The following is a 16,597-nucleotide window of genomic DNA, read 5'->3' on the forward strand; positions in this document are numbered from 1 at the left end:
CCTTTCTACCCATTATCCAAACCACACACAAAATTCAGGGTAGTGCCCACAGCGCCAGCGCCCAGTCGGTGCCGACGTCTTCGGTGAGATCGAGGACCTGCGGGTAGTATCGCCAAAGTTGCTGACGGACGCGGTTGGCCAGACCGATACACTCCCCCTTGAGTTCCTCGGCCATACGCGACCACTCGCCCAATTCCACGACGGCAGGGTCCAGTGCTTCCACGCGCTGAAAACAGTGACAATCGGTGCGCAGCGACGAGGCCAACACCAGGGCGTCGCGGGGGTCGTCCTTGGCACCGGCCGGCGAGAAGCGGTCGCGGAAACGGTCGAGCTGCTTGGGGTTGATGTCGAACACGGCGATGCCGCGGTCCAACAGCGCTTCGACAACCGGCCCATGCGGCGTCTCGATTGCAACGCTGACCTGGCCCGGCTGCTTGGCCTGGCTGCACAACCAATCGACCATAGCGCCGATCCCGGCGGCGTTATGGCGAACGCTCGCTGGACCGGCTGCTTCGGCTCCCATCGAGCGGACTTGGTGTGCGCTGCTCGCCCAGTCAATGCCGACGAGGGCGAGCGATTCAGTGTCGATGGCTACCTCCCGCTTGCTGTTGTGCCAAGCCGCCGCGCCGCTTCGCCGTTCCCTGTACTGGCGCTCACGGCTGCAATCAGTCAAGGCGCGACTCCCCACTGGGCGTACAAAACGGGCGACCGGATGAGGCGCGCGTAACCCCCCAAGGTGCTCAACGGCAAAGGGGGCAAAAGGGCTGCTCTCAACCGATCAGCCCGACACGGCTATGAAGAATCATAAGCCGCGGCCAGATAGGTCCAGATAGGTACAGGGCGCAAAGCCAAGCGATCGGCCGGTCGAGGGGTGAACGGGCGACCACGATTCACGCCGTCGCGGATGAGGAGGGGGCGCATCGCCGCTATCCTCCTGACGCCAGGACAGACATCCGAAATAGCGGCGCCCGAGCCTTTTTGCCGACCATACCGTCGCCAGAATATCTGATCGCCGACAAGGCTTACAGAGCCGACGACCGCCGCGCTTTCCTCATCCGGCAGGGCAGCAGGTCGGTGATCTCACCCATGCCCAACCGCCAAGCCATGCCGGCCTTCGATCCCGTCGCCTACAGAAGCGCAAATTCATCGAACGCGCCTTCTGCAGGATCAAGGGCTGGCGCGCCATCGCCACACGCTACGACAAAGCCGCACGAAACTTCCTCGCTGGTATCTGTCTTGTCCTCGCCGCCACCGCGTGGATCAGTTAAGTCCAGAACCTAACGTTCGTGCACATACGCCCCCGGCGCATCGCCGAGCACCGGCAATCCTCGCGATGGCGCTGCCATCGGCGGCGGATCTGCCGCGCAGCCCGTGCCGACGCCGCCGATCCAGTCACGCCACGCCGGCCACCAGCTTCCCTGGCGCTCCGGGGCGAGCGTTGCCCAGGTGTCCGGATCGACATAGCGCTCGCCGTGGCGGCGCGTCAGGATCTGGAATGTGCCTATGGACTGGTTCGGCGGATTCACGACTCCCACATTGTGCCCGCCGGATGCCAGCACGAACGTGATATCCGTATCTGCGAATAGCGCGATCTTATAGACCGAACGCCAGGGCGCAATATGGTCGCGCGTGGTGGCAACGGCAAACAGCGGGACGCGGATGTCCCGCAGGGCGATGACCCGCCCCTCGACCGCAAAACGGCCGGCTGAAAGCCGATTTTCGAGAAACAGCCCGCGAAGGTATTCACTGTGCATACGTGCCGGCATGCGGGTCTGGTCGCTGTTCCAGGCCGACAGAGGGGTCATCCTGTCACGCTCGCCCAGCATGTAGTTGCGGATCAGCCGCGACCAGACCAGTTCGTTGGAGCGCAGCGCCTGAAATGCTCCGGCCATCTGCCGGGTATCCAGATAGCCCTGATCCCACATGAGGTCCTCGAGCAGGAGGAATTGCCGCTCGTCGAGAAAAAGCATCAGGTCCCCGGCATCCGCGAAGTCGGTCTGCGCGGCGAGCAGGGTCAGGCTCGCCAGCCGGTCGTCATGATCCCGCGCCATGGTCGCAGCCGCGATCGCGAGGATCGTTCCGCCAAGACAATACCCGCAGGCGTGAATGGCACGGTCGGGCACGATGCGGGATACGGCATCGAGGGCTGCCATCACGCCGTGGCGCCGGTAATCGTCGAGGCCGACGTTGCGATCGTGCCGGTCGGGGTTGATCCACGAGATGATGAAGACGGTATGGCCGTTCGTCACCAGATAGCGAACCAGCGACGTCTCGGGCGTCAGGTCGAGGATATAGTATTTCATGATCCACGCCGGCACGATCAGCACAGGCTCGGCCGCGACCTTTGCCGTCGCGGGCGCATACTGGATCAGCTCCATCAGTTCGTTACGGTAGACGACTTTTCCGGCCGTCGTCGCGACCACCTCGCCGACGGGAAACGCCTCCGCGCCATAGGGGCCCTGCCCGGCCAGAAGACGTTCCGCGTCCTCGATCCAGTTCGACCATCCGCGAAGCAGATTGAACCCGCCTTCCTGCAAGGTCCGGCGAATGATTTCGGGATTCAACCACGGGATGTTGGTGGGCGCGGCAATATCGAGGATCTGCCGCGCCATGAAGGCGACCTCGGCTTCGTGCCGCCGCACCAGCCCGGGCACCTGTCGTGTTGCCTCCCGCCACCAGTCATCGGCGACGAGAAAGCCCTGGACGATGGCGTTGAACGGATAGGCCGACCAGCCTTCATCGGCGAAGCGGCGATCTCCCTCGGGGGGGCGCAAGGGCGGATTTTCAGGTTCGCCGATGGCCGCGCGAGGAAGCCAGAAGCCGAGCCGGAGCAGAAACGTCGCCGCGCGCATCGCCAGGGCCTCCTGCTTGCCGAGCGCCAGTTCGAGATGCAGCGCCCAGTCTGTCCAGGCATCGGCGACGGCGAGCGGCGACACACCCTGGCTGATCCGCGCGAACATCGCGCGCGAAAGGCGGTCGAACGTCGCGAAGCCCGGCATGGCGGTCGTGCCGCTATCGGCCCGGCGACGCGAAGGCAGGACGGGCGCGTTCGGCGAGGGCCGCACTTCCCGCGGCGGGGGGCGGCGCGGCGGCTGCCGCGCAGGATGTTTTCGATCCGCCATGGCCGGCTCCACCGCAATTGAAGCGGCCCAACTCCTGCCGCGCGGCTTTCTATTCCACGTTCTTCCGGGTGAAGCCTTGACGCAGGTCAACCAGAGCGGCGGCGGGTGGGAGGCACGATGTCTGCCACGGTCACGTCTGCCGCCGGCCAGGCAGCATTTCGTGCATCACGAACAGGGGGCCGACCAGCAGGTAGCGGAGATCGTCGAAAAAGGACGGCTTGCGGCCCTCGATGTGATGGCCGACGAATTGTCCTATCCAGGCGATGACGAAAATGCCAAGCGCGAGCGGCAGGATCGCTGACGGCGGAATGACGAGGGTCCAGAGCGCGAGCATCGCCGCAAGGACGGCCGCCATCGCCGCCGCGGCGCGCAAGGCCACCATCCGATCGGGGTCGATGAAGGCGTAGTAGATGACGGCGGCGATCAGCGCGATACCCGCCACGACGGGATTGATCGCCACCAGCCCACCCACCACCGCGAAGACGATCGCCGGCACGCATACGCAATGGATCAGTACATTCCGGCGATTCCTGTGGCTCTCCGCGTAGTGGAGCAGCTTCTGTTCGAGGGTGGTGTCCATGGCGGATTTCCTGCGCGTCAGCGTGTTGGACCGGGCGATCCGGAACCGGCGGCCGCGGATGGGGGCCGCGCCGCATTGTCGCAGATCAGGTTGAGCAGCCGGGGCACCACGCCCGGCGCGATGTCGTGGCCCATGCCGGGAATGACGACGAGGCGCGCGTCCGGGATCGCCGCCGCGGTCGCGCGGCCACCGCTCGGGTGCACCATCGGGTCCCGGTCGCCATGCACCACCAGGGTCGGCGCGGTGATCCGCCGCAGCATCGCGGTCCGGTCGCCGGATTTCACGATCGCGGTGATCTGCCGCACGATGCCGGCATCGCGGTCCGGGCCGCCACGATCCCAGGCCTTGCCGGCGTAATCGGCAAGCGCCGCCGCATCGATCGGGAAGCCGCGGCCTCCGATTGCGCGCATCGAGTCGACGAAGCGCTGCACCGCCGCCTCGCGCGTGCGCGGCGGCCCCTGCAGCAGGCGCAGCAGCGAGGCCAGCGCCGGCTGGCCAACCCGCCGCGCGCCGGTGGTCGAGAAGATCGAGGTCAGGCTGCGCACCAGGTCAGGCCGTGTCGCCGCCAGGGTCTGCGCGATCATCCCGCCCATCGACATGCCGACCACATGCGCGGGGCCGAGGCGAAGGTATTCGAGCAGGCCGGCGGCGTCCGCCGCCATGTCGGTCAGGTCGTAGTCCTGCGTCCGGGCCCGGCGCAGGAGCAGTTGCAGCTTCGAGGGCGGTGCGATCCCGATGCGGGACGAGCGGCCGACGTCACGATTGTCGAAGGTGATGACGCTGAAGCCGCGCTCGACCAGCCCATCCGCCATGGCGACCGGCCAGGAGTGCAACTGCAATTGCAGGCCGGCGATCAGCAGGATCGGCGGCCCGTTGCCGCGGACCCGGTAACAGAGGCGCATCCCGCCGGCGAGGTCGCAGAATTGCTCGTCGGCGATCGGCAAATCTCGGGGTCGGTCCGGGCTTTCGGTGTTCTGGTTCTGCATCCGATTTCCTCTCGCGGATACAGATTGACGCAAACGGCAGGGAAATCAAAGGGGATGACGCACAAAGAATCGCGACAGCGCCCCGCCGGGTACGGGTCAGGCCCCGGCCGGTGCCTTCGCCGGCGCCGGCGCGGCCGCCCGGAGGATCATGCCGAACAGATCGCGCGGCTCGTCGGGGTCGGCCAGCATGTCGAGTCCCTCGTAGAGCCCGGTTCCGGCCAACTGGTCCCGCACATAGCGCAGGGCCGAGAAATCCTCGGTTGCGAAGCCGACCGAGTCGAACAGGGTGATCTGCCCCGGATTGGCGCGGCCCGGCGCGGCGCCGGTGATGACCTGCCACAGTTCGGTCACCGGATGATCCGGCGCGAGTTGCTGGATTTCCCCCTCGATCCGCGTCTGCGGCGGGTATTCGACGAAAATGTCGGAGCGCATCAGGATGTCGCGATGCAGTTCGGTCTTGCCCGGGCAATCGCCGCCGACGGCGTTGATGTGGATGCCGGCGCCGACCATGTTGTCGGTCAGGATCGTGGCGTATTGCTTGTCGGCCGTCACGGTGGTGACGATCTGCGCGCCGGCCACCGCCTCTTCCGCCGACTGGCAGGGCGTGATGTCGAAGCCGAACCCGGCGAGGTTGCGGATGCATTTCCGCGTTGCCGCCGGATCGATGTCGTAGAGGCGAAGCTGCCGGATGCCGAGCAGGGCGCGGAAGGCCACGGCCTGGAATTCGGACTGCGCGCCATTGCCGATGATCGCCATGCACGCGGCATCCCGCGGCGCGAGGTGGCGGGCGGCCACCGCCGAGGTCGCCGCCGTGCGCAGGGCGGTCAGGATCGTCATTTCCGACAGCAAGACTGGATAGCCGGTGCCGACATCGGCCAGGACGCCGAAGGCGGTCACGGTCTGCCGCCCCTCGCGCGTATTCTTCGGATGGCCGTTCACGTATTTGAAGCCGTAGGTGCGGCCGTCGCTGGTCGGCATCAGTTCGATCACGCCCTCGGCGCTGTGCGAGGCGAGGCGAGGCGTCTTGTCGAAGGTCTCCCAGCGGCGGAAATCCTCCTCGACATATTCGGCGAGGCCGGCGATGAAGCGTTCGATGCCGACGCGAAGCACGAGCTTCATCATGTTGTCGACGCTGACGAACGGCACGATGTTCAGGTTCGGGATCATGATCAGAAGCTCCGTGTGGGATAGTCGAGCACGCGGCGGCCGAGCAGGCTGGCCAGCAGGTCCACCATCAGGATGGCGGTGCGGCCGCGTTCATCGAGAAAGGGATTGAGTTCGACGAGGTCGACGCTGCCGACCAGGCCGCTGTCGTGCAGCATCTCCATCACCAGATGCGCCTCGCGGAAGGTGGCCCCGCCGGGAACCGTGGTGCCGACGCCGGGCGCGATTGCTGGGTCGAGGAAATCGACGTCGAGGCTGACATGCAGGTGGCCGTTCGCCGCCGCCACCCTGGCAAGAAAGTCACGCAGCAGGGGGACGACGCCGTGCTCGTCGATGGCGCGCATGTCGTAAACCGTGATGCCGGCGCCTTCCAGGATGCGCTGCTCCGCCGGATCGACGCTGCGGATGCCGAGCATGCAGACATTTTCCGGACGGATGCGTGCCGCGGCCGGCGGGAAATAGCCCTCGAACCCAGCCTGCCCGGTGGCATAGGCCATCGGAACGCCGTGCAGGTTGCCGCTTCGGGTCGTATCAAGCGTGTGGAGATCGGGATGGGCGTCGAGCCAGAGCACGAAGAATTCGCGCTGCCGCTCCGCCGCCCGGCGGGCCAGGCCGGTCAGCGACCCGGCAGCGAGACTGTGATCGCCGCCGAGGCAGACCGGAAAGGCATCCTCGGCATCGAATGCCGAATAGGCAGCCTCGGCCAGAGAAGACGTCCATCCGGCAACCTCCGGCAGGCACTTCACCGTGCCGTTGCCATGCGGCTTCGATGCTGTCGGACGGGGTGCGATATTGCCGAGATCGTCCACCGCGTGACCGAGATCGCGGATGGCGCTCGCGATTCCTGCGGCTCGGAACGCGCTCGGCCCCATCTCGCAACCAGGCCTGCCGGCGCCATCCTGCACCGGAACACCGATCAGCCGGCATTGCTTCCGCTGCATCATCGATTGCTCCTCCGTCACCATTGCCATACACATCAAACCAGAGGCTGGCGGCGGAATGCACCCGGAAAATTGACATGTTTTCAAGTGGTATCTAGCATTCTGAAAAGCTGAATTGATCAGAATGGCACCTCCTTCATGGTACAGAACGATCCGCTCGACGACAGGCTGATCACCCTTCTCCGCCATGACGGCCGGCGAAGCATTTCCGACCTCGCGATCGAACTCGGCGTGTCGAGGGCGACGGTTCGCGCACGGATCGACCGACTGGAACGGAGCGGCGTGATCATCGGCTACACGGTGATCCTGCGGGCCGATACCGTTGCCGCACCGGTACGCGGCCTCATGCTGATCGAGGTTGAAGGCCATGCCGCCGACCGGGTGGTCCGCGCCCTCAGCGCCTTTCCCGAGGTGGTCGAGATCCATACAACCAATGGCCGGTGGGATCTCATCGTCGAGTTGGCCTCACCCACCCTCGCCGATCTGGATGGCATCCTGCGCCGGGTCCGGCTGATTCCCGGCATTACCGCCAGCGAGACTAACCTGCTGCTCAATACCCCGCGCAGCACAAGAGCGCGGCTCTAGGTTCTGTACCTATTGCATGACTACGGCGGCGCGTTTGATTCAAGTCTCTGCGGAGGGCTTGGAAGATGGCGGAGCTATTCTGGCTGAACGACACGCAATGGGCAGCGATTGCGCCACTGCCGCCGGATTTCGGCGGCAAACCGCGGGTTGACGAGCGCCGGGTGCTGAGCGGCATCCTGCATCGCTTTCGCGAGGGCTCGCGATGGCGAGCGCTTCCGGATGCCTAGAGCATCATCCGATCAGATGGAGTCATCTGATCGAATAAAGATGCTTTAATTATCAATATTATAGAGCACTACATCCGATCCGGATGGATCGGAAAGTGCTCTAAGGGCCACGAACCAGCGAATTCAACCGGTTCAACCGCTGGAGCCAGCGTGGCCTCTGGCGGGAGATCTTTGCCACTCTTGTCGCCTGCGCGGATCCGCCGCGTATCGCCATGGTGGATAGCACCTTGGTTCGGGCACATCGTGCGGCCGCGGGCGGTAAAAGGGGGGTGCAAAGCCAGGCGATCGGCCGGTCGAGGGGTGGACGGACGACCAGGATCCACGCCGTCGCGGATGAGCAGGGGCGCATCGCCGCCGTCCTGCTGACGCCAGGACAGGCGTCCGACATCAGCGGCGCCCGAGCCCTTCTGCCCACCATGCCGCCGTCAGAAGACCCGATCGCCGACAAAGCCTACGACGCCGATGACCTCCGCGCCTTCCTCACCAGGCAGGGCACAAGGCCAGTGATCTCGCCAATGCCCAACCGTCGCGCCATACCGGCCTTCGACCCCGTCGCCTACAGAAAGCGCAATCTCATCGAGCGCGCCTTCTACAGGCTCAAGGACTGGCGTGCCATCGCCACACGGTACGACAAAACCGCACGAAACGTCCTCGCAGGTATCTGTCTCGTCCTCGCCGTCACCTCATGGATCAGTTGAGGCCAGAACCTAAAGTGCTGCCCAACCACTCATTGAGGGCGACAAGAGACTTCATCCCGAGTCTTTGCGCACGGCGATCGCGACGTCGCTTCCCCATTGCTGAGCCATTTCGGCAAGGCCTTGGGCGTCATTTCCGGCTCATTGCCTGAACGGATACTCACAATATTAACCCTTTGCTGCCTAAAGACGACGAAACGGATTTTCGCCTCATCGAATCACAAGCAAGAAAGTGGATATGCGGTTTCCTCACCCGCCATGCCAGAAACTCCGGATTGTGCTTGTTGTGACATCTCGCCTCGCCGCGTCGAAATCCCGCGGGACTCTCGTGGCGGGCATCCTTCTCGCCTGCTTGCCAATTGTCGGTAATGCCTGGGCTCAGAGCGTCACCTTTGGCTATACCGGCGCCGCCCAAACCCTGCGCATCGCGATCACGGGAACCTACCAGATCACAGTCGCGGGCGCCCAGGGCGGCGATGGTGGCAATTCACGGCAAGGCGGCGCCGGTGCCGTGATCGTCGGCCACTATGATTTTTCCGCGGGCGAGGTCCTGAACCTCATTGCAGGTGGCGCCGGGAGCAGCTCGACCTATGGCGGCGGGGGCGGCGGGGGCGGCAGCTTCGTTTTCGATGAGTCGAGCAATACATTGGTTGTGGTCGCGGGCGGCGGCGGCGGCGCTGGCTCCAATCGAGGCGGCGGCGGCGGCGGACAGGTCACGACCTCCGGTGCCTCTGGCAGTGGCGCGGGCGCCGGGGCCGGCGGTAGCAACGGCGATGGCGGCGCAGCTAACCCCAACGACCATGGTGGGGGCGGGGGCGGCTTTCTCACCGCTGGGCAGAACAGCGGTTCTTTCGCGACCGGCGGCGCCGCCTACCCGTCTCTCGTTGGCGGTGTTGCCCGATACGGCGAGGCGGGCGGTTATGGTGGCGGCGGAGCCGGCACCACCGAAGGCGGCGGCGGTGGTGGCTATTCGGGCGGCGGCGGCGGCTCGGGATATTTGAGCTTCGGCGGTGGCGGCGGCGGTTCTTACGAAGCAAGCGGGTTCACACTGATCTCGGCGACCGCCGGCAGCTCCGGCAACGCCATCTCGGTCGCCGGAAATTCTGGAAACGGCTACGTCAGCTTCCTTCTCTCCCAATCCAATATCTCCGGTCAGGGCGGGCAATTATCTGACGTCGGATCGTCGCTGACCACCGAGTTCGACGGTGGCGGCCTGACCAACGACGCCAACGCCACCTCGTCTGCCTCCTTCACCATCACCGGCAAGGGTGGCACACTGAATGCCGCCGGCCATACGCTGGTCTTCACAGGCGTCTTCTCGAATGCCAATGGCAGCACGCCAGGGCATCTGATCATCTCGTCCAATCCGGGTGCCGGCGGCGTCATCGTCCTTGATCCCGTCGGGGCGAATACGTTCACCGGCGGTATCCAGGTCCTGGCCGGCGCCACGTTGCAGATCGCATCTGCGAGCGCTCTGGGTTCGGGGACGCTTGCGCTTCTGGGTACGGCCACGATGCCCGCGGAATTGAGTGTCACCGGTACGACGACCATAACTGACCCGATCGTGCTCGAGGGCGATCCGACCTTCGATATTGCCAGCGGCAAAACCACCACGATCGGCAGCGTGATTTCCAACGCGACCCCGGGGAGTCCCGCCGGTGATCTCGTGAAGCAGGGTGGCGGAGCGCTGGTGCTGACGGCGGCGAACACCTACACGGGCGCGACGATGATCGATGCCGGCACGCTTGCGCTCTCGGGCGCTGGTGGAATTGCCGATTCCGCCGCGGTGGCGAACAACGCGACATTCGATCTCTCCGGCTCCAGGCAATCGGTCAGGCTCAGCGGCGACTACATCCAGAGCGGGAGCGGCTTGCTGGTGCTCCGTGCGACCCCGACGATCGGCACCGGCTATTCTCCGCTGCTGGCGAGCGTACGGGCGACGCTTTCCGGCGCGCTCGGTATCGATCTCGGCTCTGGCACCTACGCAATCGGCGGCAAGTACGACCTTATCCACGCGAGTGGCGGGGTCTCCGGGACTTTCTCGCAGGTCGGCTACGCGGGCAGCTTCGGCCCTTACATCCTCCCCAGCGTTGTTTACCAGCCGGATGATGTGTATCTCGAACTCAGCCCGCAGCCGGTATTGGTCGATAGCGGCCGGGCTTATGTTGCGAGCCGGTTCGCCATCAACGAGGCGCTGTTCGACGACATTGACGCAATCCTTGGCGGCGATAGTGCAGGTTCGGCGCGTTCGGGCGTCTGGATGCATGCGCTCGGGAATTTCGGGAGCGCGAATGGCTTCGACTTCCACACCGGCGGAACGCTGGTCGGACGCGGCTTTCCGATCTCGCCTGTCTGGATTGCGGGCTTTGCCGTGAATGCGTTGTTCACGGGCACGAGTGGCCGCTACGGCACGGTAAACAATACAGAGACCGGCATCGCCCTCTATGGGATTTATCATCATCGCCATCTCCAGATATCCTTCAGTAATGCGGTGGGCGGTCTCTCTGACAATTTCGAGCGCTCGGTGCCGGAATTCGGCATCGGTGCCCGTGCCGGCGGGGCTGGACTCTATGACGTGGCAGCGATGCGGGCGCAGTATGCGCTGCGGCAGGGCCTGTTCTTCCTGGCTCCGGATATCGAGGCGGCCTACGCTCATACACAGATCGGGACGGTGGTGGAGACTGAGGCCGGCAGCTTGGGTCTGACCTATGAGGCGCTTGCCACGGATCTCGGCCGGATCTCCGCGGGCATAACCGGAGGCATGGTCCTGCGCCGATCTTTCGGAACTGTCGAACCGTTCGTTTCAACCGGCGGCTATGGCAGCGTCGGACAGCGCCGCTACAGTAACGTTGAGACGCTGCAACTCGCGAGTTCGGTGCAGACGGCGACCGTGGCAGCAACAGCAGCTTACACGGCAGGCGCGGGAGTGAAAGTGATCGGAACCGGACATTGGCGCGGTGACGTCTATTGGGAGGGAGCGTGGGGCGATAACAGCTCCATGCAAGATCTCGGTTTCGCCGTGCGCTATGTCTGGTAGCGGCGCAAACGCGTCGCTTCGCCCATCCCCAGCGACATAGCGGGGGCGGTCTTTAATCTCTCTGGCACCCACGTGCACAGAATTCCCTCTCGCGAGCGCTTTCCCACGTCTGTCGGCGACCGCCCCTGGGCGTAATTTTGTGCCGCCCCGGCGATCGCGTGAAGGGAAAGGCCGACGACGGCGCGGACGGCCTGCTTCCGCGGGCGATCAGACGATCATGCCGATCAGCACGACGACCAGAAGAAGCAGGTAGGTCCGGGCGTGCCAGCCATCCGGAATCCGCCCGATGAAGGGTGCTGCCGCGCGGATGCCCAGCAGGGACCCGATCACGAGAACGACGAAGGCGAGCCCATCGACGCTCCCCACTTGCCATTGCGAGACCGCTACGGCATCGGCTGGCAGCAGCATGTAGATGCCCGCGCCGACCAATGCCACCGGCAGGGTGAGCGGCGTTGCCATGGCCGTGGCCCGAGTCATGTCCATGCCCCGCCGCCGGTTCATCGGAACCGTCATCACGCTGCCCCCCACGCCGAGAAAGGTCGCAATCGTGCCTATGATGATACCGGCAACGGCCGTAAACTGGGCCGGCATCCTCGGCAGGGGGCCGTCGTCTGCTGCCCTGGACAGGAAGCCGCGCCGCAGCAGGCAATCCAGGATTGTCACGCCCAGGTAGGCCACGAAGGCCCAGCGCATGACGTCATCGGAAGCGCTGGTCGCAAGCATCGCTCCGATACCTGCGCCGATCGCGATGTATCCTGCGAGTGGCCAGAGTTCAGCCGCGACGAGGTTGCCGAGCCGTGCGTGTCGCATCGTCGCCATGAAAGAGTTGACCACCATTACTGCGGTCGACGTGGCAACCGCCACGTGCATGGCGGCAGGATTCGCGCTCGTACCCCGCCCCAGATCCACCGTGAGGATCGAGAAGAGCAGCGGGACGATGACAAAGCCTCCGCCAAAGCCGAAGAGCACCGTTGTCACACCGCTGAGGACGCCAAAGACAGTCAGAATCAGGTAGGTCAGCACGCCGTATTCCCGCTTTCGAACAGGATCGCTCTACACAGATAAATCTTGCCATGCTTGCGATGATAGGTCAGATATTTTCGAGAATGCGCCAAAGCGGGAACGCCACGATGAACAGCCGCCAGATCCCTGTCGCCCGCAGCGACGGCATCGATCGGCCGGTATTGGCCTTCGGCACAGACTACCCGGACGGGACCTTGCTATCATGGCACTGCCATGTCCGCGCGCAGCTGCTCTACGCCGCCGTGGGTACGATGCGGGTGGACACGGAAAACGGCACCTGGATCGTGCCGCCGCAGCAAGCGGTCTGGATCCCGGCGGGCCATCCGCATCAGGTCCTGATGCAGCGCGCAAGCACGCGCAGTGTGTATGTCGATCCACCTGTCGCACCACGCTCCGGGCAATTCTGCGAAGTGCTGCAAGTGACGCCCTTGTTACGACAATTGCTTATCGAAGCGGTGGAAGCGTCTGCGGACTACAAAGCCGGGGAACGGGATGGGGCTTTGTTCGAACTATTGCTGCACGAGATCGGCCGTGCCGCGGCTTTACCCCTTCATGTGCCGCTTCCTGCGTCCCCCGCGTTGCTGGAGCTGTGCCGTCGCTTCCTGCACGCCCCCGATATCCGGATTACGGCCGATGACTGGGCCCGCGGCCTTGCCATGAGTCGGCGTAGCCTCAACCGTCTTTTCCTGCGTGAAACCGGGACTACTCTCCTCCACTGGCGTCAGCGGGCCTGCGTCCTGGCTGCGCTCTCGCGTCTCGCGGACGGGACACCGGTTACGGTCGTCGCACTGGATCAGGGATACGAAAGCCCGGCGGCTTTTACGACAATGTTCAAGCGGATCCTGGACAGACCACCTTCCGCCTTCATGCGGCACCGGGTGTGATCGGGCACCAGATTTAGTCGCCTGCGGACGACTGTCACGACGCCCAGTGAACCGGATGGCCAATTCCGGCATCAAACTGCGGCCTGCATACGCCCTTGCACTCGAGCTTCTACCGAAAGCCCACTGCTTTCAGGACCACTCGCGATGCATCGCGAGCTGCGGCTATCCAGGCAATGTGCGGAGGAAAAGCAGGATTTCGCTCAGAATTTGCCAGCGGTTGCGTTCCATCACCATCATATGTGTGGCTTCGCCGATCTCGATCCAGCGCCGATAGCGGGCACCAGTGAGGCGCTGAAAGAGGGCCGACATGCGCGGCAGCGGCACATCCAGATCCCATTCGCCGTGCAGCAGCAGCACAGGCGCGGTGATCGCTTCCGGTTCATAGAATGGGCGGCCAACGGACCAATAATCCCGCACATCCTGGATGACGCCGGCAGGGGCGCGAATGATGCCGTCCTTGGACGCCGGATCACTCGCCAGAATGATTTCGGCCCAGGCGGCGAACCATGCGCTGGGCAAAATCTCCTCCTGCCGCTCGGTCGGCACGCCTTCAAGCCAGCGGTTGCGGAAGGCATGGACATCGAAACGGCGATAGGCCGGCACCGGGCCACCCGGATCAATGCGCGGCGGCCCGTCGCTCAGCCATTGCGGGGCGATGAGGACGAGTTTCGCGACATTGGTGGGATGAGTCGCGCTGTAGGTGCCAGTCACCGTGCCGCCCCAGGACATGCCGATGAGAGTCAACTGAAGAAGATCCTGCGCGGCCCGGATGTGATCCACAGCAGTAGCCAGGTCGCGTACCGCTTCCGCGGTGGAGACTTGAGGCGGGGCTGCGTCCGGCGCCCCAACCATGCCGGCGGGGCGGGTCGAACCGCCAAAGCCACGCACATTCAGCGCCCAGACATCGAAGCCTGCTTCTGCCAGCACATCCATGAAAGCGCCTTCGCCGACCGGCACGTCATAGAGGCTTTCGGCCGGGAGCGTCGCGCCATGCATGAGCAGCAGGGTGCGTTCTGCTCCGAAGGCGGCGATGCCGGTGCGGCGCTTGCGGCGGAGATGGAGGGAAATGCCCGGTGTATCACTCGGGATGAGCCGGTTTTCGGTGGCGAGGTCGCTCATGATGCAGAGTTTTCCTTGGGATTTACGAACTTCCAGGCGAAGCCTGGGCCGTTCCGCGTGATACGGCCGGCGCCGCTTTCGGCAAAATGGGCGGAAAAGCAGAGAGCACCACTTTCAGCGGCTTGCGCCAATACACCGCGGCGCGACTGCTCTGCTGTCTTGGGAAACTCGCAGTAGACCGACCGCAGATCGGGCCGGTACGCCTGCAGCGGATGATGCATGATATCGGCGATGAACCAGGCTTCCTCACCGCGAGAGCGTAGGCGGATAACGGCATGGTCGATGCTGTGCCCGGGTGCGGGATGGAAGGAGAGGCCGTCCGCAATCTCCTTGCCGTCGATCGCGATGGCCTGGCCCAGGCCGGCGTCGATTACGGGTTTCAGACTATCTGTATAAACCTGCGGCATGGGCGGATGATCCGCGCGGCCGAGATCTGCTGGAGGCAGATCGGGCGCAGGCGCGAAGCCGTCCAAGGCGGCGGCGTAACGCGCCTCTGTTTCGGAATAGACATGTCGTGCGCGGGTGAAGAGCGGTTGCCAGGTGTTATCCTGCAGCACCGTATTCCAACCGACATGGTCGGCATGAATATGCGTCAGCAGGACGAGATCGACCTGTTCCGGCGTCACCCCGGCGGCCGCAAGGCGGGACAGATAGGGCGTGTCGAGACGGTCCAGCATCGGGGCGCTGGGCCGCGGCTTGTCGTTGCCGGTGGCGGTGTCGATCAGAATGACGCGCCCGGCATGCCGCACCAGCCAGGAATGCGTGCCCTGGGCGAGCTTGCCCGTATCAGGATTGTAGGAGCCGGCCGAAAGTTGGCTGCCATAGGCGCCCAGTGCTGCGGCGTCGAGATCGGGATAGAGCCGGGCAGGATCGGCATTCGTCCAGCGGAGTTCAGGGATACGGGTCACGAGCGCATCGCCGACCCGGAAGGAGAGCGGGGGTTCTGCGCCGTTGGAGGATTGCTGCGTCATGAACGGGAAGCAATGGTCCGTGGGGTCATCATGCAAATCGATTTCGGTCATGCGCTCTATCGATCACTTCAATCTCCGTTCCTTCGACCTCAACCTGCTGGTCGCCTTCGACGCCCTGATGACCGAGCGCAGCGTGACGCGGGCGGCGCAGCGGCTGAAACTCGGTCAACCGGCCATGAGCCACGCGCTGTCAACGCTGCGGCTTCTCCTGGATGACGAGGTTCTGGTCCGTGTCGGCACGGCGATGAATCCGACTGCCAAGGCGATCGCGCTGGCGCCGCGGCTGCGCGAGCTTCTGTTGCAGATTCAGAACATCCTGACAGACGGCAAGCCCTTCGACCCGCAATCCGAAACGCGAATAGTACGGCTTGGCTTTTCGTCTGAGTTGGAGATTCTACTGCTCCCCAGGCTGACTGCCTATTTGCAGGCCCATGCTCCGGGCATCAGCTTGCTGACCCGCTCGGTTGCGCGGGGTGACGCACATCGCATGCTGGATAACGGTGAACTCGATCTTGCCATCGGCTGTTTCGACTACGAACTGGAACGGCATTGCGGCACGCTGCTGTTTGAACAGTCACTTGCTTGCTGTTTCAATCCGGATCTCGTGCAGCCCGGGTTGCCTTTGACCGCTGCCGACTACATTGCGCATCCGCATGCATTGATGACGTTGAAGGACGATATCCAGGGCTGCCTGTCCGAGGCTTTGGCGCGCGCCGGCAAGGCGCTGCATGTGGTGCTGGCGGCGTCCGATTTTCTCACCGTTCTGGCTACTGCCGCCGAGGCACCGGTCATCGCCACGTTGCCAGCGCGAATGGCAGCACGCTATGCGCCGCGCTTCGGCCTCACGGTCGCGGAGATTCCACTCGACCTCCGCCTGCCTTCAGTGGCTCTGGTGTGGTCGATGCAGAACGACCGTGATCCGGCACTCGCATGGCTGCGGGCGCAGGTCGTGCCGCTATTGCAGGCTGCGTCCGCTTCGGAGATCGCTCGATCCTCGGTCAGGCAACCGAGCTGAGTCGATTCCGAATGTCGAATGAATTAGGGAATTGACCTGCTCCCCAATTTGTCAGCGTCCATAAGTTGGCGCTGTTCGTGTTTTGGTCCGCTCTGGACTAGTTTGCAAATTCGGTCCGGGTGAGACCGTCGAGGCTCGTGTGTGGTTTGTTCAGGTCGTAGCCGATCCTCCATTTTTCGATGATGTCTCTTGCGTGGTGATAACTGCGGAACAGATGCTCGTTGAGGCATTCGTCCCTGCGGCGGCCA

The 16,597-nt window shown here is 64.3% G+C and carries 14 protein-coding genes and 1 pseudogene; 5 read left to right on the forward strand and 10 right to left on the reverse strand.

Features of this window, described 5'->3' with window-relative positions:
• Positions 1-34: 34 nt before the first annotated feature.
• The 6 genes from APM_RS17630 to rocF form a co-directional block, all read right to left on the reverse strand.
• Positions 35-673: a transposase gene (locus tag APM_RS17630; protein WP_050807226.1), complete on the reverse strand. Its 639-nt coding sequence runs from the start codon at positions 671-673 to the stop codon at positions 35-37.
• Between the two features lie 604 nt (positions 674-1,277).
• Positions 1,278-3,122, reverse strand: coding sequence for an alpha/beta hydrolase (locus APM_RS17635; protein ID WP_007424756.1), 1,845 nt, complete (start codon positions 3,120-3,122; stop codon positions 1,278-1,280).
• 130 nt (positions 3,123-3,252) lie between these two features.
• Positions 3,253-3,702, reverse strand: a complete 450-nt coding sequence (locus tag APM_RS17640; protein WP_007424757.1) for a DUF962 domain-containing protein — start codon at positions 3,700-3,702, stop codon at positions 3,253-3,255.
• 17 nt (positions 3,703-3,719) lie between these two features.
• Positions 3,720-4,688: an alpha/beta fold hydrolase gene (locus tag APM_RS17645; RefSeq protein ID WP_007424758.1), complete on the reverse strand. Its 969-nt coding sequence runs from the start codon at positions 4,686-4,688 to the stop codon at positions 3,720-3,722.
• 96 nt (positions 4,689-4,784) lie between these two features.
• Positions 4,785-5,855, reverse strand: a complete 1,071-nt coding sequence (locus tag APM_RS17650; RefSeq protein ID WP_007424759.1) for an ornithine cyclodeaminase — start codon at positions 5,853-5,855, stop codon at positions 4,785-4,787.
• Positions 5,856-5,857: 2 nt separating this feature from the next.
• Positions 5,858-6,817: an arginase gene (gene rocF, locus APM_RS17655; RefSeq protein WP_007424760.1), complete on the reverse strand. Its 960-nt coding sequence runs from the start codon at positions 6,815-6,817 to the stop codon at positions 5,858-5,860.
• Between the two features lie 114 nt (positions 6,818-6,931).
• Here rocF and APM_RS17660 point away from each other — a divergent pair, with 114 nt between their 5' ends.
• The 3 genes and pseudogenes from APM_RS17660 (at position 6,932) to APM_RS23035 (ending at position 11,337) form a co-directional block, all read left to right on the forward strand.
• Positions 6,932-7,378 (forward strand): Lrp/AsnC family transcriptional regulator, encoded by a 447-nt coding sequence (locus tag APM_RS17660; protein WP_007424761.1) that lies wholly within the window; start codon positions 6,932-6,934, stop codon positions 7,376-7,378.
• A 65-nt stretch (positions 7,379-7,443) separates the two neighbouring features.
• A pseudogene (locus tag APM_RS20810) lies at positions 7,444-8,303 on the forward strand (IS5 family transposase).
• Between the two features lie 325 nt (positions 8,304-8,628).
• A complete protein-coding gene (locus APM_RS23035; protein ID WP_007424764.1) occupies positions 8,629-11,337 on the forward strand; it encodes an autotransporter-associated beta strand repeat-containing protein in 2,709 nt (902 codons plus the stop codon).
• Positions 11,338-11,544: 207 nt separating this feature from the next.
• Here APM_RS23035 and APM_RS17680 read toward each other — a convergent pair whose 3' ends face one another.
• Positions 11,545-12,360, reverse strand: a complete 816-nt coding sequence (locus tag APM_RS17680; RefSeq protein ID WP_007424765.1) for a sulfite exporter TauE/SafE family protein — start codon at positions 12,358-12,360, stop codon at positions 11,545-11,547.
• 107 nt (positions 12,361-12,467) lie between these two features.
• Between APM_RS17680 and APM_RS17685 the strand changes: the two genes are divergently transcribed.
• On the forward strand, positions 12,468-13,244 hold the full coding sequence (locus APM_RS17685; protein ID WP_039889177.1) for a helix-turn-helix domain-containing protein: 777 nt from the start codon (positions 12,468-12,470) through the stop codon (positions 13,242-13,244).
• A 162-nt stretch (positions 13,245-13,406) separates the two neighbouring features.
• Here APM_RS17685 and APM_RS17690 read toward each other — a convergent pair whose 3' ends face one another.
• Entirely contained in the window at positions 13,407-14,363 is a 957-nt protein-coding gene (locus APM_RS17690; RefSeq protein ID WP_007424767.1) for an alpha/beta hydrolase, read from the reverse strand.
• Positions 14,360-15,385, reverse strand: coding sequence for an MBL fold metallo-hydrolase (locus APM_RS17695; RefSeq protein WP_007424768.1), 1,026 nt, complete (start codon positions 15,383-15,385; stop codon positions 14,360-14,362). The genes APM_RS17690 and APM_RS17695 overlap by 4 nt, the downstream gene beginning before the upstream one ends.
• Here APM_RS17695 and APM_RS17700 point away from each other — a divergent pair.
• Positions 15,384-16,349, forward strand: coding sequence for a LysR substrate-binding domain-containing protein (locus APM_RS17700; RefSeq protein WP_007424769.1), 966 nt, complete (start codon positions 15,384-15,386; stop codon positions 16,347-16,349). The genes APM_RS17695 and APM_RS17700 overlap by 2 nt on opposite strands.
• Before the next feature lie 97 nt (positions 16,350-16,446).
• Here the strand turns inward: APM_RS17700 and APM_RS17705 are convergent.
• Positions 16,447-16,597 (reverse strand): IS3 family transposase (locus APM_RS17705; RefSeq protein ID WP_007424770.1); only part of this gene is annotated, 151 nt, incomplete at its 5' end.

Source organism: Acidiphilium sp. PM (assembly GCF_000219295.1).
Taxonomy (GTDB): domain Bacteria; phylum Pseudomonadota; class Alphaproteobacteria; order Acetobacterales; family Acetobacteraceae; genus Acidiphilium; species Acidiphilium multivorum.